Here is a 16,744-nt window from a genome sequence, read left to right as displayed (position 1 = left end):
TTGATCAATCCTGTGGTTTCTTATGAGGCCAGGAAAACGAGCCTGCGCAAGGTAAAAACCGATAAAGCAGATGCGTTTCATTTAGGCGAGCTATACTACAAGGAAGATCTTGAAAACTATCAAAAGAAGACGGAGAAAGCCCTGAATTTGCGTCTCTTAACAAGGCAGCACAGCGCATTAACAGAAAGCTATGTTGGTGTTAAGCTTCAATTTCAGGCAGCTTTAGACCAGGTCTTCCCTGAATTCCAAAGCGTTTTTAGTGACCTTTATGGCACGCTTTCGTTGAACACTTTAGCGCATTATCCAACCGCATTGGATATTCAAGAGGCTACGCCACAAGAGCTAGCTGATGAAATGCGGCAGTTCGGAGCCAGACGCTCTAAAGCATGGTTTTTGGATAAAGCATCCCAACTAAAAGACGCAGCAAAACGCAATCCTTTTCAGTCTCCAGTTTGTCATCGGCAGCTTGTTAGCCTGAACATGTACATTCAGATGCTTTTTCAATTCCAGGAGCATCTATCCAAACTAAAAAAAGAGATAGACGCCCTAGCGAAAATCTTTGAGGACTATGAATTTCTCCAATCCATTCCCGGAATCGGAAATAAGATTGCTGCAACAATCATTTCCGAAATTGGGGATATCAACCTGTTTCATCATCCTAAGAAGTTGGTAGCCTTTGCCGGATTGGATCCAAGTGTCTTTGAATCAGGAAAATTTAAGGCATCCATTAACAACATCACAAAAAGAGGCTCATCAAGACTGCGTCAAGTGCTTTATTCGGCTGTTCAATGCGGTCTGGCTAAAAATCGAAACAAAAAGCTCTTTGCCTTTTATCAACGCAAGCGGGATGAAGGAAAACTACACAAGGTTGCCGTCATTGCGTGCGCTAATAAGCTTGTTCATTGGATTCATGCCATATTAAGAAGCAAAAAAGTATTTGTAGATCAGTAATAAAGAACCATTAATTGTTTCAAGATTCAGAACCATATTGTTATAAACAATATGGTTATTTGGCATGCCCAATTTCAGTGTAACATGTTTTTTGAGATTTTTTAGACCAAAGTATTGACAGCTATTAGCTGGTATTACTGAATAGACACTAATCCTTATTAAGGAATTGCGCTCTATAAAGGAATAACCGTGAAGCTAAAAAAGCTTTTTTAGAAGCTGCGTTTCCCTGGCCAAGCTCCTTGCATTTTACTTAGGAATACAATTTGCCCAATATGATATGCGTCGTGCATTGCTAAACTCTTCAGTTCAAGCACTAATGGATTGTCATCAGGAATCGGTCTATACAAATCTTCTAGATCTGATTTTGCTAGTATTTTTTCAAGTTCACGATGAACAGAAAAGTATTCTTGTTTTGTTTCCTTCCAATTTTGAAAGGCCCCAGTTGGTAATCGATATGTAGCGTCATTATTTTCTGCCTTTGGTTCATTTGCTGTTTCACCAAGAAAGCGTAACAGAATTCTCTTTTCAAAGAAAAGTAAATGACAAACTAATTCCCAAATGGAATGTGCCCCCTCAACTGGTTTCCAAATCGCCTGTTCCAAGGTAATATTCTCTAGTACTTTTTCAAGTGGTGGAAACCAGTCTTCTTTATCTAAGCAGCTTGCCCATTGTTGTAACAAAAGTGTCCTTACATCCATTTTCTATTCCCTCCAATCTTATCCCTTTTAATAGATAATCCCTTTGGTCCATATTCATTTGTGGCGTGTTGTTTTGGCATAACTTACAATTTCGAGATGAACCATCTGATTACCTCCCTTACTCCACGGTCTGGCCCGATAATCGAATACCATTGTTAAGCAATCGCAGCCGTTAGTTGGTTAAGAAGGTTTTATTAATTAACGGTAAACCTGTCTTCGTTCAAAACAATATTTACAAGTCCCTCTAAATCAGCATTATTATTATCAAGCATAAACTCATCTGGAAAATAATTTGAATTAAAATCTTTAACAATTTGTCTAATTCTTTCTTCTCCTACATACGCAACTCCACTTCGTAGCCTATCCCTATTAATTAGGATATTTATATCACTTTTAATGACTATTATCTTAATGTTAATATCTAAATGTTTTATTCTATCTATAACAGAAAATATCTGCTTTTCAGAAAAAACATAATCAGTAACTACATTCATATTATTGTTTGTAAAGTTTTCAACCAGAGCAACCATATTGTCCCATAAGACATTCAGAAAAAAATTATCGTAATCATCACAAGGATGTACCCATCCTTTTTTTACCAAATTGTATAACAAGTCCCCTTCGATATGTACACATAATCCGTCCATACTTTTACATATCTTATCAGCCAATGTACTCTTTCCAGCCCCAGGGGGACCACTTATCAAAAAGACTGTTCTTTTTAAATTCAAAAAATCACATCCTTTGAAATGAATTATATATTATAAATATGATATATTACAAAATTGATTGAAATCTATAAACCCGCCAACTATTTATCGTTTAGATGAATATAAACACCCACCTTAATATTCCTTAACTATTTAGTGAAATCCAATTTACCTTATTCATGGTATTTTTAAAACAAGGATTGTTAAGAAAACCGGTGTTCCTTTGAAAAATTTATTATAAACTTATTTTCAATCTGGCCCGATTCCGTAACACCCCTATGCTGCAATGCTGCAACCGTATCCATTTGCTCTATAGTTTAAATGACATTTTTTACATCTTAGCCTCTATCATAAAACGTTTTGAGTTTGTCATAATCCCTTTGGCTGTTTCATTTTTATGTATAAAGTTCTTCAACATCTTACAGTCAGTGTCAGCTTCCCCAAAATTAGGAATGATAGGTGTATGCTTTAATAAAAAAATTAGATCCTCAGGTCTCTGGTAATACTCTGTCGCATCATAATCAAAGACTTTCATTTCCGAAAAACCTGCTGTTTTTAATTCTTCAACATAACGTTTTTTTAAAGTTCCTTCTTTCTCGCCAAATGACTGACCGCGGTTGAAAAAAGTTTTTAAATTCCTTTTGTCATTTTCACAAACCTGCTGAGTTATAAATGTTCCCCCGCTTTTCAAGACTCTGGCAATCTCATTGGCATGAAATGGGGAGTGCCGACAAGATACCACATTAAAGAAATCATCAGGAAACTGTAACCTATCAGCGTCCATTTGAATAAATCTAACATTACATATATCAGATTTTTGTAAATTAGCATTGGCAGTTTCTATCATACCATTTGAAAGATCAATACCAACCAGAAGCAATGCTGATGAGGATATACCCAATAAACTCTCCCCACCGCCCGTTCCAATATCAAGTATAATATCACTCGATTTACAGAGCCCCTGTACTTCATTAAAAAAATTCCAACTTACGCCCGTGGAAGTGACTTTTACATCACTGAAATCCCAACCATTTATTCTACCGACCTTATCATAAAAATCCTCATAATTAACCTTGGACAAGTTTCTCCCCTCTATTTTAAATTTTCTAGTGAGTGTATCATGTTGTCTTGTCAAGTGACGCAGATTTAAAATTTGCTCGCTGTTTTTTTGACAAGGTATTAAATCTTCACTGCATCTGTCTTAACTTTTCTCATTCCTGTTTGTTTGGCTCCATGGGAAACAATCGGATTAACAAGAAAGTAAATGCCTGTTGTACTAGCTCTGTATTTTTTTGTCCGGCACTGTAGAACCCATTTAACAAAGGCAGAAGGCGTTAGTTCGTACTCTTTGATTATTCAGCCCGCAGTTTACCTGAAACATGCAACTGGACAATTTGTTCTTTAAATTCTTTGGAAAATGATCTTCTTTCTCTTTTGGTCATGGTTGATTCCTCCGTCTTTTGTTGAATCAAATTTATATGACCTTAAGAAATCTGTCTAATCAAGTGTAACTATTCACTCTCCTTTTTTGCAGGTTTATACCCCTCTATTCTTTCCTGAACTAAAACATCCATAAACTTTGCGAAATCATTTTCTAAAAACTAACTGAATTTAGACGTAATCCACTTCTAACCTTTTATAAATCTTTCAAAAAATTAACCAGAATCTCCGTAAATTCTTTTGGTTTATCGTAATGAATGTCATGCCCTAACGTATCGACATTAACTTTTTTACCATTTTGTAATAATTCAACAACACAATCTGCATCTTCATCTGATAAAGCTGCTACTAATAAGTCACCATCATAAGTTGTTTTAGCTTTAATAAATATGGTAGGACTTTTGATTTTTGATAACACTTCTGATTGATTATAATCTTCAAACCATGAATTATCATAAAATGTTTCTCCAAATTTGCGGTCAAATGGATATGTTTCGGATTCAAACATTCTATTAATTTGTGGTGGTAAATAAACTAAATGCACTGGTTTGTTAGGATGCTTTTTACGATAGATAATAGCATCTTTCGAGAACTTTTTCCAAAGAAACTTTCCAAATAACTTCTTCCAGTAACTATTCTCCAAAGAGTAAGCGAAATAATCTTTCACTTCATACTGATTTTTAAAGTCTTCATACATTTGAAACCCATATACCCACACATATGTGTTTTCTCGTCGATCCAGTTCTGTTGCAAAGAAAGGTGAATCTTCAATCACTGTGCCTAGCACCAACTCTGGATAATATGCTGCCATCCATACGGCAATCATTCCGCCTGATGAATGACCAGACAGAACTGTTTTTTCTCCTATCTTCACTTCGATAAATTCAGCAAAGTCTTTTGCCATTGCTTTTGCTGTATATTTCGTAGGGTTCCAATCCGATTCCCCGTGTCCATGACAATCTACTGCATAAACATGATAATGCTGTGCTAATTCAGGCAGCACTTTTGTATAATCTTCCCATGTCATTCCTTGACCATGGATTAAAAGAAGTGGCGTTTTATCATTACTTGGGCCTTCACCATAATTTAATACGGTTCCATCCTTCAGTTTTACCTGCTTTTCAGTGAATCCTGCATTGTACATCTTGTTTAATGGCTTCTTCATATATGTAATATTCGTATAGAAGTAAGATCCAACCACTGCTATGAATAGCAGTAATATAACTACGACATAAATCATTTCGATTCCTCATCCGATTCTTTTATAGCTTTTGGATTTAAAATCGCTTCCGCAAATTCAAAGAATGCTTCTTGCTTAACCAATGCGATGCCCTGCTCCTCATCACCTAACATTAATAGAGAGTCCCCAGGCTTTATATTGAATATATCCCTTGCCTCTTTTGGTATGACAATTTGCCCTTTTGTCCCTACTTTCACTGTACCGAAAACATGTTTCCCTCCAGGTGCTGCCATTTTATTCCCTCCTCTATCATCGGTATGATATTACACACTTTACTAACTAATCATACCATTTATAATTTAAAATTCAAATGGGTCTATATAAATCCCCCCAGATTTAATAATAGTCAGAGCCGATTCTGAAGGATATATCTTTGACGTCTTAGAACCACACGATCCCAGCCGTAAAGATAATTATCCTAAAGCCGTTGGTTTAGCAAAATTTGCTAAAAATCATTAGGATACATTTGGGAGAATTCAGCTTATCCGGCTAAAAAGAGGTGCGGACGGACGTGAACATTTTTATCGACTTGATATGGGGAAATTAATTATCTGAAATAAGGTCCGTGGCATTCATCGAATGAAGAGCTTGATAGAATCTTTGATGAAGATGCTCAATGGGGAGATTAAAATTTATCCATTTTGTCAACTCAAGTGTAATCTAGTCTATCAACACAACCCATTTTTTTAGTACATCAGATAAGCTTTTTAAAAAATTCAAAGAGGTTTCCTGTTTTTGATTTAATTTCAAGAAAATCAGGAAACCCTTATTTATAAGTCTCTAACGTCTTTTATTCATCTACTTGTGCATTTAAAAAATAAATCTCCGAAATAACAGAGGAAAGAAGCAGGACATTGAATTATGATTGAAGTAATATTGGTATTATTGAAAAACCCAGCAATGGCAACGGTTTGACCATGAATAGCGTATTGAAAAGATATTGATTTTGTACCTGAAAAACGCCCAAGAAAAATCCCGGAATTCTATTGAATAAGACCGGGAAAATTATTGGATTCTGACTGGAAATCGGAAATGTTTATTCTCACGAAATCAGGGTCTGAATCGGTAATGTTTATTATGTTTCAGTGATGTTTAAATTAGTTAGACAAATCCTGTGCCCTTAAAAAGTAAATCTCCTAACTCTCCGCCCTCAAACCCGCATTCCACCGTCGGCTTTAAAATAAAGTTTTGCTACGGAACCCCGCTTTTCCCCAATTTTGGGGTAAACTTTGGACGTTTTTCCGCCTCTTTTCCACCTGTTTTTTTCACCTTTTTTTCGGTTTTATAATAAAGTTCTCCGAGAATATTTCATGAGGGAAACACGAACAAACCGAGACAAGACAAGGGATGGGCATGAAAAAGACCCGGAAATCGGAAATGTTTATTCTCACGAAATCAGGGTCTGAATCGGTAATGTTTATTATGTTTCAGTGATGTTTAAATTAGTTAGACAAATCCTGTCCATTTAAATTAAACTTCTCCGAAAACACCCTCCTCAAACCCGCATTCCACCGTCGGCTTTAAAATAAAGTTTTCCGACAGAACCCCCATTTCGGACGATTTTCGATACAAAAATGGCCGTTTTTTGCCTGTTTTCATCACCATTTTTTCACCTTTTTTTCGGTTTTAAAATAAAGATCTCCGAGAATGGAAGGAAGAATATTGGAGATAAGAATCTAAGAAAGAAGAATGGAAAACCGGTTCATTATTGGTATGAAATTGGGTTTTTATTATTGAATGAAATCTGAATGAGGTATTGGATAAACTCAGTATTGACAAGGGATAGCAGAGAAAAGAAAAAAGAGAGGAAGGATCTCTTTTGTCCACCTCTCTTGCTTCTGCTACCCTGGAGTCCTGTTGTGGAGAACCGGGAAAATTATTGGATTCGGGCTGAAAATCGGAAATCTTTATTTTAAAAAATTGGCAGCAGAATCGGAAATCTTTATTTTAAATCGGTGATTTATTTTTTAATTAGACAAATCCCTTTCCAACCGTGCAACGCTCTCAATATGCATGCTTTGTGGGAACATATCCACCGGCTGTACTTCAGCAGTCGCGTATCCGCCATCTGCCAAGATTTTTAGATCACGTGCCAACGTGGATGGATTACATGAAACGTATACAATCCGTTTTGGTTCCATATCAATCATAGCCTGCAGGAAATCGACTTCACATCCCTTTCGCGGCGGGTCGACGATAATCACATCGGGATTGAGTCCTTGTTTTTTCCAAGCTGGCATGACTTTTTCAGCTTGTCCTACAGTGAATTCCACATTTGTTATTGCATTCAATTCGGCATTATTCTTAGCATCCTCAATCGCTTCAGGCACCACTTCAACCCCATATACCTTCTTGGCTTTTTGTGCCAAAAACAAGGAAATGGTACCAATACCGCAATATGCGTCAATGACTGTATCATTTTCATCCAGATTGGCGTATTCTAATGCTTTTTCGTATAGTTTCTTTGTCTGTGGCGGGTTTACTTGATAAAACGACTTGGCTGAAATAGCGAATTGCACATCGCCAATCGTATCATAAATATATGGCTCTCCCCACAGTAAATTCGTATCTCTGCCCATGATGACATTTGTCCGCCGGTTGTTTATATTATGCATGATGGATTTTATTTGCGGATAGGTTTCCACCAGTTCGTGGACAAGCACTTTCTGATGAGGAAGCTTGCTCGTCCGTGTAATCAGTACAATCATGGTCTCATTCGACTGCCTGCCGGTCCGAACCATGATATGCCGCAAAACGCCACGATCTGTCTTTTCATCATATTGGGAAATACCATGCTTGCTTGCGATCCGGCGTACGGCTTCCACCATTCGGTCATTAACCTCATCTTGCACGACGCATGTTTCCATATCTTCAATAATATGGTGGCTGCGCATTTGATAAAATCCTGTGATGAGGTTGCCAGGCTTTCCTCCTACAGGGATAGCTACTTTATTGCGGTATCTCCAAGGGTCTTCCATTCCTATTGTGTCATGGACTGGCACATCGGGCATGTGTGCGATTTTGCGCATGACATTTCTCACCTGATTATGCTTCATTTCCAGTTGCATGCGATAGCTCATATGCTGGATTTGGCATCCGCCACATTTATAAAACACATCACAAGGCGGCTCTACGCGATCCGGGCTTGTTTTCTGGACTTCCAGCAATTTGCCAAATCCGAAATTTTTATTTACCTTCACGACTTTGACGGAAGCCTTTTCTCCAGGTAAAACATAAGGAATAAAAATAGGATAACCCTCAATTTTACCGACACCGTTCCCTTCATGCGTCAAGTCCTCTATATGCAATGAAACAATATCATTCTTTTTCACTGGTGCGCTCTGTTTGACCATGTCATTCTTCCTTTTAACGTTCGTTTTTCTCATTTTATCATATATTGGTGTTGAAAACCTGCGTTTCGCCATCATCATACATGCATACACAACAGTCTTGTTTCTGCTGAAAATCACATTCTTTTACATGGAAAAACAAGAGAATCAGTCTTGCAAATCCTCTTGTTTTGCGATGAATTTTTCGGGCACGACAAATTCGATATGTTCTTTTAAGTTGGTAAACTCGCCGGGCAGCAACCCGCCGTATTCACCGTCTATATTCAGCTGCATTTTATCTTCGGGGGTAACCTTGATATGTCTTGCTTTCTGATAGATGATTAATGGGTCATCCAAATGTGTGCCTCGCAAAGCCAATGTTGCAAGTCGTATGAACTCTGCCAAATTGGACTTTCTTAATATCAGCACGTCAAAATACCCATCATTCATTTTTGCATCTGGGGCTAGCTTTTCAAAACCGCCGACAGAATTGGTATTGGATACTAAAAACATCATGATGTCTTCATCAATCAATTCTCCATCGAGTTCAACTCTTGTGTGCGTAGGCTTGATGAAAGGCAGCATTTCAATCCCCTTGATGTAATAGGCAAGTTGTCCAATCATGGTTTTTAGCTTGCTTGGCACTTCATACGTCAGTTCTGTCAATTTGCCCCCGCCAGCAATGTTCATGAAATAGTGATCATTCACTTTTCCAATATCCAACGGCATGCTTTTGTCTTCCAGAATAATATCAACCGCATTTTGGATCCCTTTTGGAATGGACAAAGCACGGGCAAAATCATTAGTGGTTCCAACCGGGATAATGCCAAGCTTAGGTCTGCCATCTTGCTCCGCCATCCCATTGATGACCTCATTGATTGTTCCGTCTCCGCCAGCAGCTACGATCAGATCATACCCACGATCAATCGCTTTTCTGGCCGCATCGGACGCATCACCTTCACCTGTTGTGGCGTGTGTAGAAGTTTCATACCCAGCTATTTCGAATTTTTCCAGTACAACCGGCAATTCTTTTCTAAAAGCCTCTCGGCCAGAAGTTGGGTTATAGATAATCCGGGCTCTTTTCAAAACAACCCCTCCCCAAATTTAACAGTTAGCAATATGTAGCAACGCAACTTTTCATCTTCATTTTTTACGTCCATAATCACTATCATATCCCTTTTTTCGGCATTTGAAAAGTACAACCAGTAATAACACTTTAACACTTTAGCACAGTGACGGATTGTTTCCTGAAAAAAAGGCTGCTATCCTGGATGGATGCAGCCGTATTATTCATTATCGTTTGTTCATTTCCTGCTGGAGGATTTTATTGACCATTGGCGGGTTGGCCTGCCCTTTTGTTGCCTTCATCACTTGTCCGACTAAAAAGCCGAGTGCACGGTCTTTTCCATTTTTAAAGTCGATGATGGATTGTTCATTCTGATCCAGGATGCCTGTGATGATTTCCGTTAACTGGCCTTCATCAGAAATCTGTACCAGACCTTTATCTTTGACGATCTGTTCGGGATCTCCGCCCTTATCCACCAATTCCGCAAATACTTTCTTAGCAATCTTGGAGGAAATGGTTCCATCTTCAATCAGCTTGATCATTTTAGCCAGTGCTTCAGGTGTAATCGCCAGATCATGCAATTCCTTCAGATGCTTATTCATATAAGCTGAAATTTCACCCATCAGCCAATTGCTTGCCTGCTTGATATCCGCACCATGCTGTACCGCCTCTTCAAAGAAATCGGACATTTCCTTGGAGCTTGTCAACACATTGGCATCGTACTCTGATAAGCCAAGCTTACTTACATACCGCTCTCTTCTGGCATCTGGCAATTCCGGAATGGAAGCGCGAATACGTTCTTTCCACTCCTCATCGATGTAAAGTGGAACCAGATCCGGTTCTGGGAAGTAACGATAATCATCTGAACCTTCTTTGACACGCATCAAGATCGTTTCTTTTGTCTTCTCATCAAAACGGCGTGTTTCCTGCAAGATCTCACCGCCTGAAAGCAGCACTTTCTTCTGGCGTTGTTCTTCAAATTCCAGACCTTTTTGTACGAAGCTGAATGAGTTCAGGTTTTTCAACTCAGCTTTGACGCCGAATTCTTCCTGACCGATTGGCCTTAAAGAAATGTTTGCATCACATCTGAGTGAACCCTCTTGCATTTTCACATCAGAAACACCAGTGTACTGAATGATATTTTTCAATTTCTCCAAGTAAGCATATGCTTCCTCCGGAGAACGCATATCCGGTTCAGATACGATTTCGATCAATGGTGTTCCTTGCCGGTTGAAGTCGACCAAGGAATGGCCGCTGTCACCATGTGTCAGCTTGCCGGCATCTTCTTCCAAATGCAATCTCGTAATGCCGATCCTTTTTTTCTTACCGCCGACCTCAATTTCGATCCAGCCGTGTTCTCCAATCGGCTGGTCAAATTGAGAAATTTGATATGCCTTCGGGTTGTCCGGATAGAAGTAGTTTTTGCGGTCGAATTTTGTATCTGTCGCAATTTCACAATTTAGTGCCATCGCTGCCTTCATGGCAAAATTGACTGCCTCTTCGTTCAGCACAGGCAGTGTGCCTGGGTAGCCAAGGTCGATTGGGTTGACGTTCGTGTTCGGGTCAGACCCAAATTGGTTGTCACTCGGGCTGAATATTTTTGATTTGGTTTTCAGTTCAACGTGTACTTCCAAACCGATAATGGTTTCGAAATTCATTATTTCGCACCTCCAAGCTGAGGTTTTTGATTGTGATGCTCTGTTTGTTTTTCAAATGCATGGGCTGCACGATAAACAGTGCCTTCAGCAAAAGGTTTACCAATGATTTGCAGGCCGATTGGCAGACCTTCTTTTGAAAATCCGCATGGTACAGAGATACCTGGCACTCCTGCTAAGTTAACAGGGATAGTCAAAATATCGTTTGTGTACATTGTCAGTGGATCATCGATTTTCTCGCCAATTTTAAAGGCGGTTGTCGGGTTCGTCGGACCCATGACGACATCATATTTTTCGAAAATCTTGTCAAAATCATTTTTGATCAATGTGCGTACTTTTTGTGCCTTTTTGTAATACGCGTCATAGTAGCCAGAACTCAATGCAAATGTTCCAAGCATGATACGACGTTTCACTTCCTCACCAAAGCCTTCAGAACGGGAGAACTTGAACATTTCTTCCATTGTCTTCGCTTTTTCGGATCGTACGCCATAGCGTACGCCGTCAAAACGTGCAAGGTTGGCGGAAGCTTCCGAGGAAGACAACAAGTAATACGTTGCCACCGCATACTTGGAATGCGGCAATGAAACCTCTTCCCATGTGGCACCCATGGCTTCGTATTGTTTGAGTGCATTCATCACAGCCTCTTTGACCTGTGGGTTAACCCCTTCGCCAATATACTCTTTTGGCACGGCAATTTTCAGGCCCTTGACATCGCCCGTCAAACTCTCTGTATATTTTTCAACCGGCACATTGGCACTCGTTGCGTCCATTGCGTCATGTCCGGAAATGATTTCTAAAATGCGTGCATTATCTTCAACTGTTCTTGTGATCGGACCGATTTGGTCCAAAGAAGAAGCAAAAGCAACCAAGCCGAAGCGTGATACACGTCCATATGTCGGTTTCAAACCGACTACTCCACAAAACGATGCTGGCTGGCGAATCGAGCCACCTGTATCTGATCCTAATGAAAATAACACTTCACCAGCAGCAACTGCCGCAGCAGAACCACCGCTGGACCCGCCTGGAACATAATCTGTATTCCAAGGGTTTTTCGTTTTTCCATAACTGGATGTTTCAGTGGACGAGCCCATGGCGAATTCGTCCATATTGAGTTTGCCAATGTTGATCGCTTTTTCAGCCTGCAGCTTGTGCAATGCAGTTGCATCATAAAGCGGTTCATCAAAATTACGCAGGAACTGACTCGCACACGTTGTACGAAGCCCTTTCGTCATGATGTTATCCTTGATCCCGGCAGGAATGCCGAACAACTTTTCATTGCCCGCGCCAGCTTCATCCAGCTTTTTCGCTTCTTCCCTGGCATTTTCTTCGTTCAATGTGACAAATGCTTTCACATCATCTTCTACCTCGTGAATACGGTCATAAGAAGCAGAAACAAGATCCTGGGCACTGATTTCTTTTTTATGTAATTTTTCTTCCAAGGTTTTGATGGTATGATCAAATAGCGACATGTATTTCCCTCCTTATACTTCAAAAACTTGGCATTCGCGATGTCTTTTCGGCGTATGCCATAGTTGCGCTATACAAACAGAAAGTACTTGATACATTCTAGTCTGCCAAAATAGATGGCACGCGGAACAAACCATCCTGCTGGTCCGGTGCGTTCTTCAACGCTTCTGCTTGTGAGATCCATTTTTTCGGCTCGTCCTTGCGCATGACGTTTTTCAAATCCAGTACATGTGTAGTCGGTTCCACACCATCTGTATCCAATTCATTCAATTGTTCAGCATAACCGATGATGGCACTAAGATGATTCGTAAACATCTCCGCTTCCTCTTCCTTAATCGAAAGCCTTGCCAGTTCAGCAACATGTTTCACCTGATCTTTCGTAATTTTTTCAGCCATATTCGCACCTCCATTTATTTGAATGAGGGTTCATTCCCTCACTTTGATAAAGTGATAAAGCGTTAATTCCCTCATTGGGAACAATTAACGTAAACGTCGTAACGAAATAGTGTTGCAATACTATTGATAATAGCAGAACCACCTGTACATAGGCAACTATTGCGCAGATTTACAGGCTTAAATGAGTATTAAAAAACAGCACAGATTGTATTTTAAACAAAAAAATGCCCGAAACGGGTTCCACGCCGTCTCAGGCCAATTATCATATTGTAATAGGGTAAAAAGATTAAAGACAGACTTTCGAATGAGTGACAATTAGAGTTCAAAGCTTGGGTGTCCAACTGATAAAATACTTGGTTCGCCGTCTGCATAGTCAGTCGGGACTGAATCTTGTGCAAACAAGAATCCAGCAACAAGTAAAGTTCCCAAGGCTACTGTTGCAAGCCATTTTTTCATGTGCATCCCCCCTTTACAGATTTACTACTTGTTCATACGTTTTACTTGCCATTTTATAGTATTTAACAGAGTCCTCATACCTTTTTTGCCTCTCGTAATGTTCCCCTAACATTTTGGAGTAAATTACCAGATTGCTGTAATCTTTACGATCCTTTAAATAAGGTATAAACTTCTCTGATACTAGCCGTTCAAATTTTTTATATTCTTTGTTAACAGCAAACTTAAAAGTATGAATAATATAATAGAATAGTTCATGAAAAACGCTATATTCTGCTTGTTTTAAAAGAGACAGTGCCTTTCCAATTACTTCTTTAGTCTTATCGACCATGCCTACTTTGTAATATTCTTTAATCAAATATGTAGTAGTTAATAACCTTTCATCCAGTTTTACAGTGTTATCAGCAATCACTTCTTCAAAATAATGAATTGCTTTCCTAGGTTCCCCTTTTGTTGAGTGCAAGTAACCAAGATTTTGATTTACTAATTGTATGATTGCTTGGTTATTATTTAATGTGCCTAGTTGCATTGCTAGATTAAGATTTTCTAATGTTCTATCAAACATCCTAATCCTTCTATAAGAAATTCCTAGAACAATGTGACACTGCGCACAACGAATGAAATTATACTCTTTCTGGAAAATATTGATTGCTTTTTTCGCATAATCAATGGCTTCCAGTGTGTTTTTTAACTTGCTATGTGTTACTGAAATCGTATAGTTTAAATCTGCTGCTTCAACTTCAGGAAGATGGATCTGACTAATCTTCTCTTCTGCCAATTTGTAAAATCTCATGGCATTATTGAAATCACCGTTTAATGAGTTATAATTCCCTTTAAACTTAAACCAATAGAACTGATGCAGGTTGTCAAACAATGCTGACATATCGTTCAGCTTGTTAATTTGTTCCAGCGCTTTATCATACTCGCCGAGTACCAGATAGTAACGGACTTTATGTATTTCAAACATGGCCAAACTGTCAGATCGCACTAAACTGATTAACTCTTCCAATTCCTCATAAGCAGCAATGATTTCCTGCTTATCGTTAACCTCAAATAATGAATCATACCAGTTTTGGCACTTTTCCTTGATGGTAATGTCTTTATCACTATCGACTTCGATTCCCAGGCGAGTGCATAATAAGCTGATAACTTCCGGACTTGCTACCGTTTTCTCGTTTTCAATCTTGGATAGGTAAGACATGGAAACAATACCGCGGGCAAGTTCTTCCTGAGTCATTTCATGCTTAATTCGCTGGAGTTTGATAAATGCGCCTATTTCCATCAATGTATCCACCTCTTCATCACTTATCCCACTTCTTGGATGGATGTAGCAGAAAAACCGTTTGGCATTTGGTGTACTACTTTCTGCTATATTTATATAATAACATACTTTCAGATATTTCATATTGGGAAAGTTGAAGCCCCGAAATGGCATTTTACCCTCTGAAAACGCCCAAAAACTTTCCTACTTTCCTGGAATAGACTTAAAAATGGATAATAAGTGTGTTTTTGACAATTATTTCATGCCCTTGTCGCATTCTCTGAATATGGTCCGTCGGAACTTTTATAGATTAGCATTTTCAAATAACCCAACAGTTAATCGTTTCAAAGATCTGTGATCAGACAGTATTGCACTACCCATCCATCGTTTTGAAAAACGGCCCCACCATTCTATGATGAGGCCGTTAAAATATCTTTCTCTTAAATTACAGCTGTTCGGAAGTAGTTTTCCCTTGCATATGCTGGATCAAATAATCTGGTCCGCCTGCTTTGGAATCCGTTCCGGACATGTTGAACCCGCCGAATGGCTGGTAACCAACGATTGCTGCAGTACAGCCGCGGTTGAAATACAGATTTCCGACCATGAAGTCTTCGCGTGCCTGTTCCAGATGCGCACGGTTATTAGTGATGACCGCACCGGTCAAGCCATAATCTGTATTGTTAGCGATATCAATCAGCTCATCAAAGTCTTTCGCTTTAGCTAAACCGACCACAGGGCCAAAGATTTCTTCCTGCATGAGGCGTGCTTTCGGGTCAAGGTCGCCAAACACGGTAGGGTTGACAAACCAGCCTTCTGAATCATCTCCGGTGCCGCCTGCCAGCAGTTCACCTTCTTCTTTTCCAATTTCGATATAGCTCATGATTTTATCATATGCCGCCTGGTCGATAACAGGGCCCATGAAAATGTTGGATGGATCGGAAGTGTTCCCGATAGTCAGTTCCTTTGTCAATTCCACTACGCGGTCCTTCACCTGGTCGTACACATCCTCGTGAATGATCGCGCGGGAGCATGCGGAACATTTCTGGCCTGAGAAACCGAATGCCGACTGAACAATGGATTGCGCAGCCAATTCCAAATCAGCTTCATTATCAACAACAATGGTATCTTTACCGCCCATTTCAATGATTGTACGTTTCAGCCATTTTTGGCCTTCCTGTACAACCGCAGCGCGTTCAAAGATACGGGTTCCGACAGCACGGGAACCAGTGAAGCTGACAAAACGTGTTTTCGGATGATCGACTAGATAGTCGCCAACTTCAGAACCTGGGCCTGGAATATAGTTGACAACACCAGCAGGCATACCCGCCTCTTCCAGTACCTCCATCAGTTTATATGCAATGATCGGTGTTGCACTAGCTGGTTTCAACAACACGGTGTTGCCTGTAACCATAGCTGCGACCGTGGTACCTGTCATGATGGCGAACAAGAAATTCCAAGGAGAAATGACAAGCCCGACTCCTAGTGGAATATAGTGGAATTGGTTATGTTCGATTGGACGGCTTTCCACTTCAGCGCCATCTTTAATTTTCAGCATTTGACGGCCATAGTATTCCAGGAAATCAATTCCTTCAGCAATATCTGCATCGGCTTCTTTCCATGGTTTACCTGCTTCTTTGATGATATGTGCTGTGAATTCCGCTTTACGGCGGCGAACGATTGCAGCAGCACGGAATAGAATATCCGAACGGAATTTCGGATCAGATTTTCTCCATGTTTTTTCAAATGTTTCATTAGCTGTTTCTATCGCTTTTTCAGCCAGTTCCTTGTTGGCCTTGGATACATAACCAATGACTTCATTTTTATTGGCAGGGTTTACAACTTTGATTTTCTCATCCGTTGTAATGCGCTCCCCGCCTATAACAAGGGGGTATTCCTTACCGAAATCTGCTTCTGCTTTTTTTAAGGCAGAAAGCAGTGCCTGTTTGTTTTCTTCTACCGTGAAATCTGTAAAAGGTTCATGCTTATATGGTACTACCATGAAAAAAAACCTCCTTATAATTCTTTCAATCAATCAAAAGATTCCGCTTTCATTTTCTCAAAAAAATGGAGTGGAACTT

General features: G+C 39.6%; 14 protein-coding genes and 1 pseudogene. 1 reads left to right on the top strand and 14 read right to left on the bottom strand.

Annotated features, from left to right (window positions below; genetic code table 11):
• Positions 1–951 (top strand): IS110 family RNA-guided transposase (locus tag ACFSMW_RS19325; RefSeq protein WP_390357950.1); only part of this gene is annotated, 951 nt, incomplete at its 5' end.
• Between the two features lie 209 nt (positions 952–1,160).
• Here the strand turns inward: ACFSMW_RS19325 and ACFSMW_RS19320 are convergent.
• The 14 genes and pseudogenes from ACFSMW_RS19320 to pruA form a co-directional block, all read right to left on the bottom strand.
• Complete coding sequence (locus tag ACFSMW_RS19320; protein WP_390357949.1) at positions 1,161–1,649, bottom strand: DinB family protein; 489 nt, start codon at positions 1,647–1,649, stop codon at positions 1,161–1,163.
• Positions 1,650–1,843: 194 nt separating this feature from the next.
• Positions 1,844–2,380, bottom strand: coding sequence for an AAA family ATPase (locus ACFSMW_RS19315; protein ID WP_390357948.1), 537 nt, complete (start codon positions 2,378–2,380; stop codon positions 1,844–1,846).
• A 310-nt stretch (positions 2,381–2,690) separates the two neighbouring features.
• Positions 2,691–3,440, bottom strand: coding sequence for a class I SAM-dependent methyltransferase (locus ACFSMW_RS19310; protein ID WP_390357947.1), 750 nt, complete (start codon positions 3,438–3,440; stop codon positions 2,691–2,693).
• A 221-nt stretch (positions 3,441–3,661) separates the two neighbouring features.
• Positions 3,662–3,801, bottom strand: a pseudogene (locus ACFSMW_RS19305) (transposase); the annotation flags it as partial.
• Between the two features lie 194 nt (positions 3,802–3,995).
• Positions 3,996–5,039: an alpha/beta fold hydrolase gene (locus ACFSMW_RS19300; protein WP_390357946.1), complete on the bottom strand. Its 1,044-nt coding sequence runs from the start codon at positions 5,037–5,039 to the stop codon at positions 3,996–3,998.
• Entirely contained in the window at positions 5,036–5,272 is a 237-nt protein-coding gene (locus ACFSMW_RS19295) for an AbrB/MazE/SpoVT family DNA-binding domain-containing protein (protein WP_390357945.1), read from the bottom strand. The genes ACFSMW_RS19300 and ACFSMW_RS19295 overlap by 4 nt, the downstream gene beginning before the upstream one ends.
• Positions 5,273–7,006: 1,734 nt before the next feature.
• Positions 7,007–8,392 carry a 23S rRNA (uracil(1939)-C(5))-methyltransferase RlmD gene (gene rlmD, locus ACFSMW_RS19290; RefSeq protein WP_390357944.1) on the bottom strand — a complete coding sequence of 462 codons (1,386 nt, stop codon included), beginning with the start codon at positions 8,390–8,392 and terminating at the stop codon, positions 7,007–7,009.
• Between the two features lie 144 nt (positions 8,393–8,536).
• On the bottom strand, positions 8,537–9,454 hold the full coding sequence (locus ACFSMW_RS19285; RefSeq protein WP_390357943.1) for a diacylglycerol kinase: 918 nt from the start codon (positions 9,452–9,454) through the stop codon (positions 8,537–8,539).
• A gap of 207 nt (positions 9,455–9,661) precedes the next feature.
• Positions 9,662–11,092: an Asp-tRNA(Asn)/Glu-tRNA(Gln) amidotransferase subunit GatB gene (gatB, locus tag ACFSMW_RS19280; protein ID WP_390357942.1), complete on the bottom strand. Its 1,431-nt coding sequence runs from the start codon at positions 11,090–11,092 to the stop codon at positions 9,662–9,664.
• On the bottom strand, positions 11,092–12,558 hold the full coding sequence (gene gatA / locus ACFSMW_RS19275; RefSeq protein WP_390357941.1) for an Asp-tRNA(Asn)/Glu-tRNA(Gln) amidotransferase subunit GatA: 1,467 nt from the start codon (positions 12,556–12,558) through the stop codon (positions 11,092–11,094). The genes gatB and gatA overlap by 1 nt, the downstream gene beginning before the upstream one ends.
• Positions 12,559–12,655: 97 nt before the next feature.
• Positions 12,656–12,952, bottom strand: coding sequence for an Asp-tRNA(Asn)/Glu-tRNA(Gln) amidotransferase subunit GatC (gene gatC, locus ACFSMW_RS19270; protein ID WP_390357940.1), 297 nt, complete (start codon positions 12,950–12,952; stop codon positions 12,656–12,658).
• Between the two features lie 315 nt (positions 12,953–13,267).
• The gene (locus ACFSMW_RS19265) at positions 13,268–13,408 is read right to left on the bottom strand and encodes a hypothetical protein (RefSeq protein ID WP_390357939.1); all 141 of its coding nucleotides are present in this window, start codon (positions 13,406–13,408) and stop codon (positions 13,268–13,270) included.
• Positions 13,409–13,421: 13 nt separating this feature from the next.
• Complete coding sequence (locus tag ACFSMW_RS19260) at positions 13,422–14,687, bottom strand: helix-turn-helix domain-containing protein (protein ID WP_390357938.1); 1,266 nt, start codon at positions 14,685–14,687, stop codon at positions 13,422–13,424.
• A gap of 424 nt (positions 14,688–15,111) precedes the next feature.
• Positions 15,112–16,665, bottom strand: coding sequence for an L-glutamate gamma-semialdehyde dehydrogenase (pruA, locus tag ACFSMW_RS19255; protein ID WP_390357937.1), 1,554 nt, complete (start codon positions 16,663–16,665; stop codon positions 15,112–15,114).
• Between the last annotated feature and the right edge of the window lie 79 nt (positions 16,666–16,744).

The organism is Tigheibacillus halophilus (assembly GCF_042683165.1).
Taxonomy (GTDB): Bacteria; Bacillota; Bacilli; order Bacillales; family Amphibacillaceae; genus Tigheibacillus; species Tigheibacillus halophilus.
This window is presented reverse-complemented; position numbering and strand designations above follow the sequence as displayed.

Coding starts and splice junctions, on each gene's coding strand:
- gatA (WP_390357941.1), bottom strand. CDS start 12,558: ATGTCGCTATTTGATCATACCATCAAAACCTTGGAAGAAAAATTACAT.
- ACFSMW_RS19260 (WP_390357938.1), bottom strand. CDS start 14,687: ATGGAAATAGGCGCATTTATCAAACTCCAGCGAATTAAGCATGAAATG.
- ACFSMW_RS19295 (WP_390357945.1), bottom strand. CDS start 5,272: ATGGCAGCACCTGGAGGGAAACATGTTTTCGGTACAGTGAAAGTAGGG.
- gatB (WP_390357942.1), bottom strand. CDS start 11,092: ATGAATTTCGAAACCATTATCGGTTTGGAAGTACACGTTGAACTGAAA.
- ACFSMW_RS19300 (WP_390357946.1), bottom strand. CDS start 5,039: ATGATTTATGTCGTAGTTATATTACTGCTATTCATAGCAGTGGTTGGA.
- pruA (WP_390357937.1), bottom strand. CDS start 16,665: ATGGTAGTACCATATAAGCATGAACCTTTTACAGATTTCACGGTAGAA.
- ACFSMW_RS19320 (WP_390357949.1), bottom strand. CDS start 1,649: ATGGATGTAAGGACACTTTTGTTACAACAATGGGCAAGCTGCTTAGAT.
- ACFSMW_RS19265 (WP_390357939.1), bottom strand. CDS start 13,408: ATGAAAAAATGGCTTGCAACAGTAGCCTTGGGAACTTTACTTGTTGCT.
- rlmD (WP_390357944.1), bottom strand. CDS start 8,392: ATGGTCAAACAGAGCGCACCAGTGAAAAAGAATGATATTGTTTCATTG.
- gatC (WP_390357940.1), bottom strand. CDS start 12,952: ATGGCTGAAAAAATTACGAAAGATCAGGTGAAACATGTTGCTGAACTG.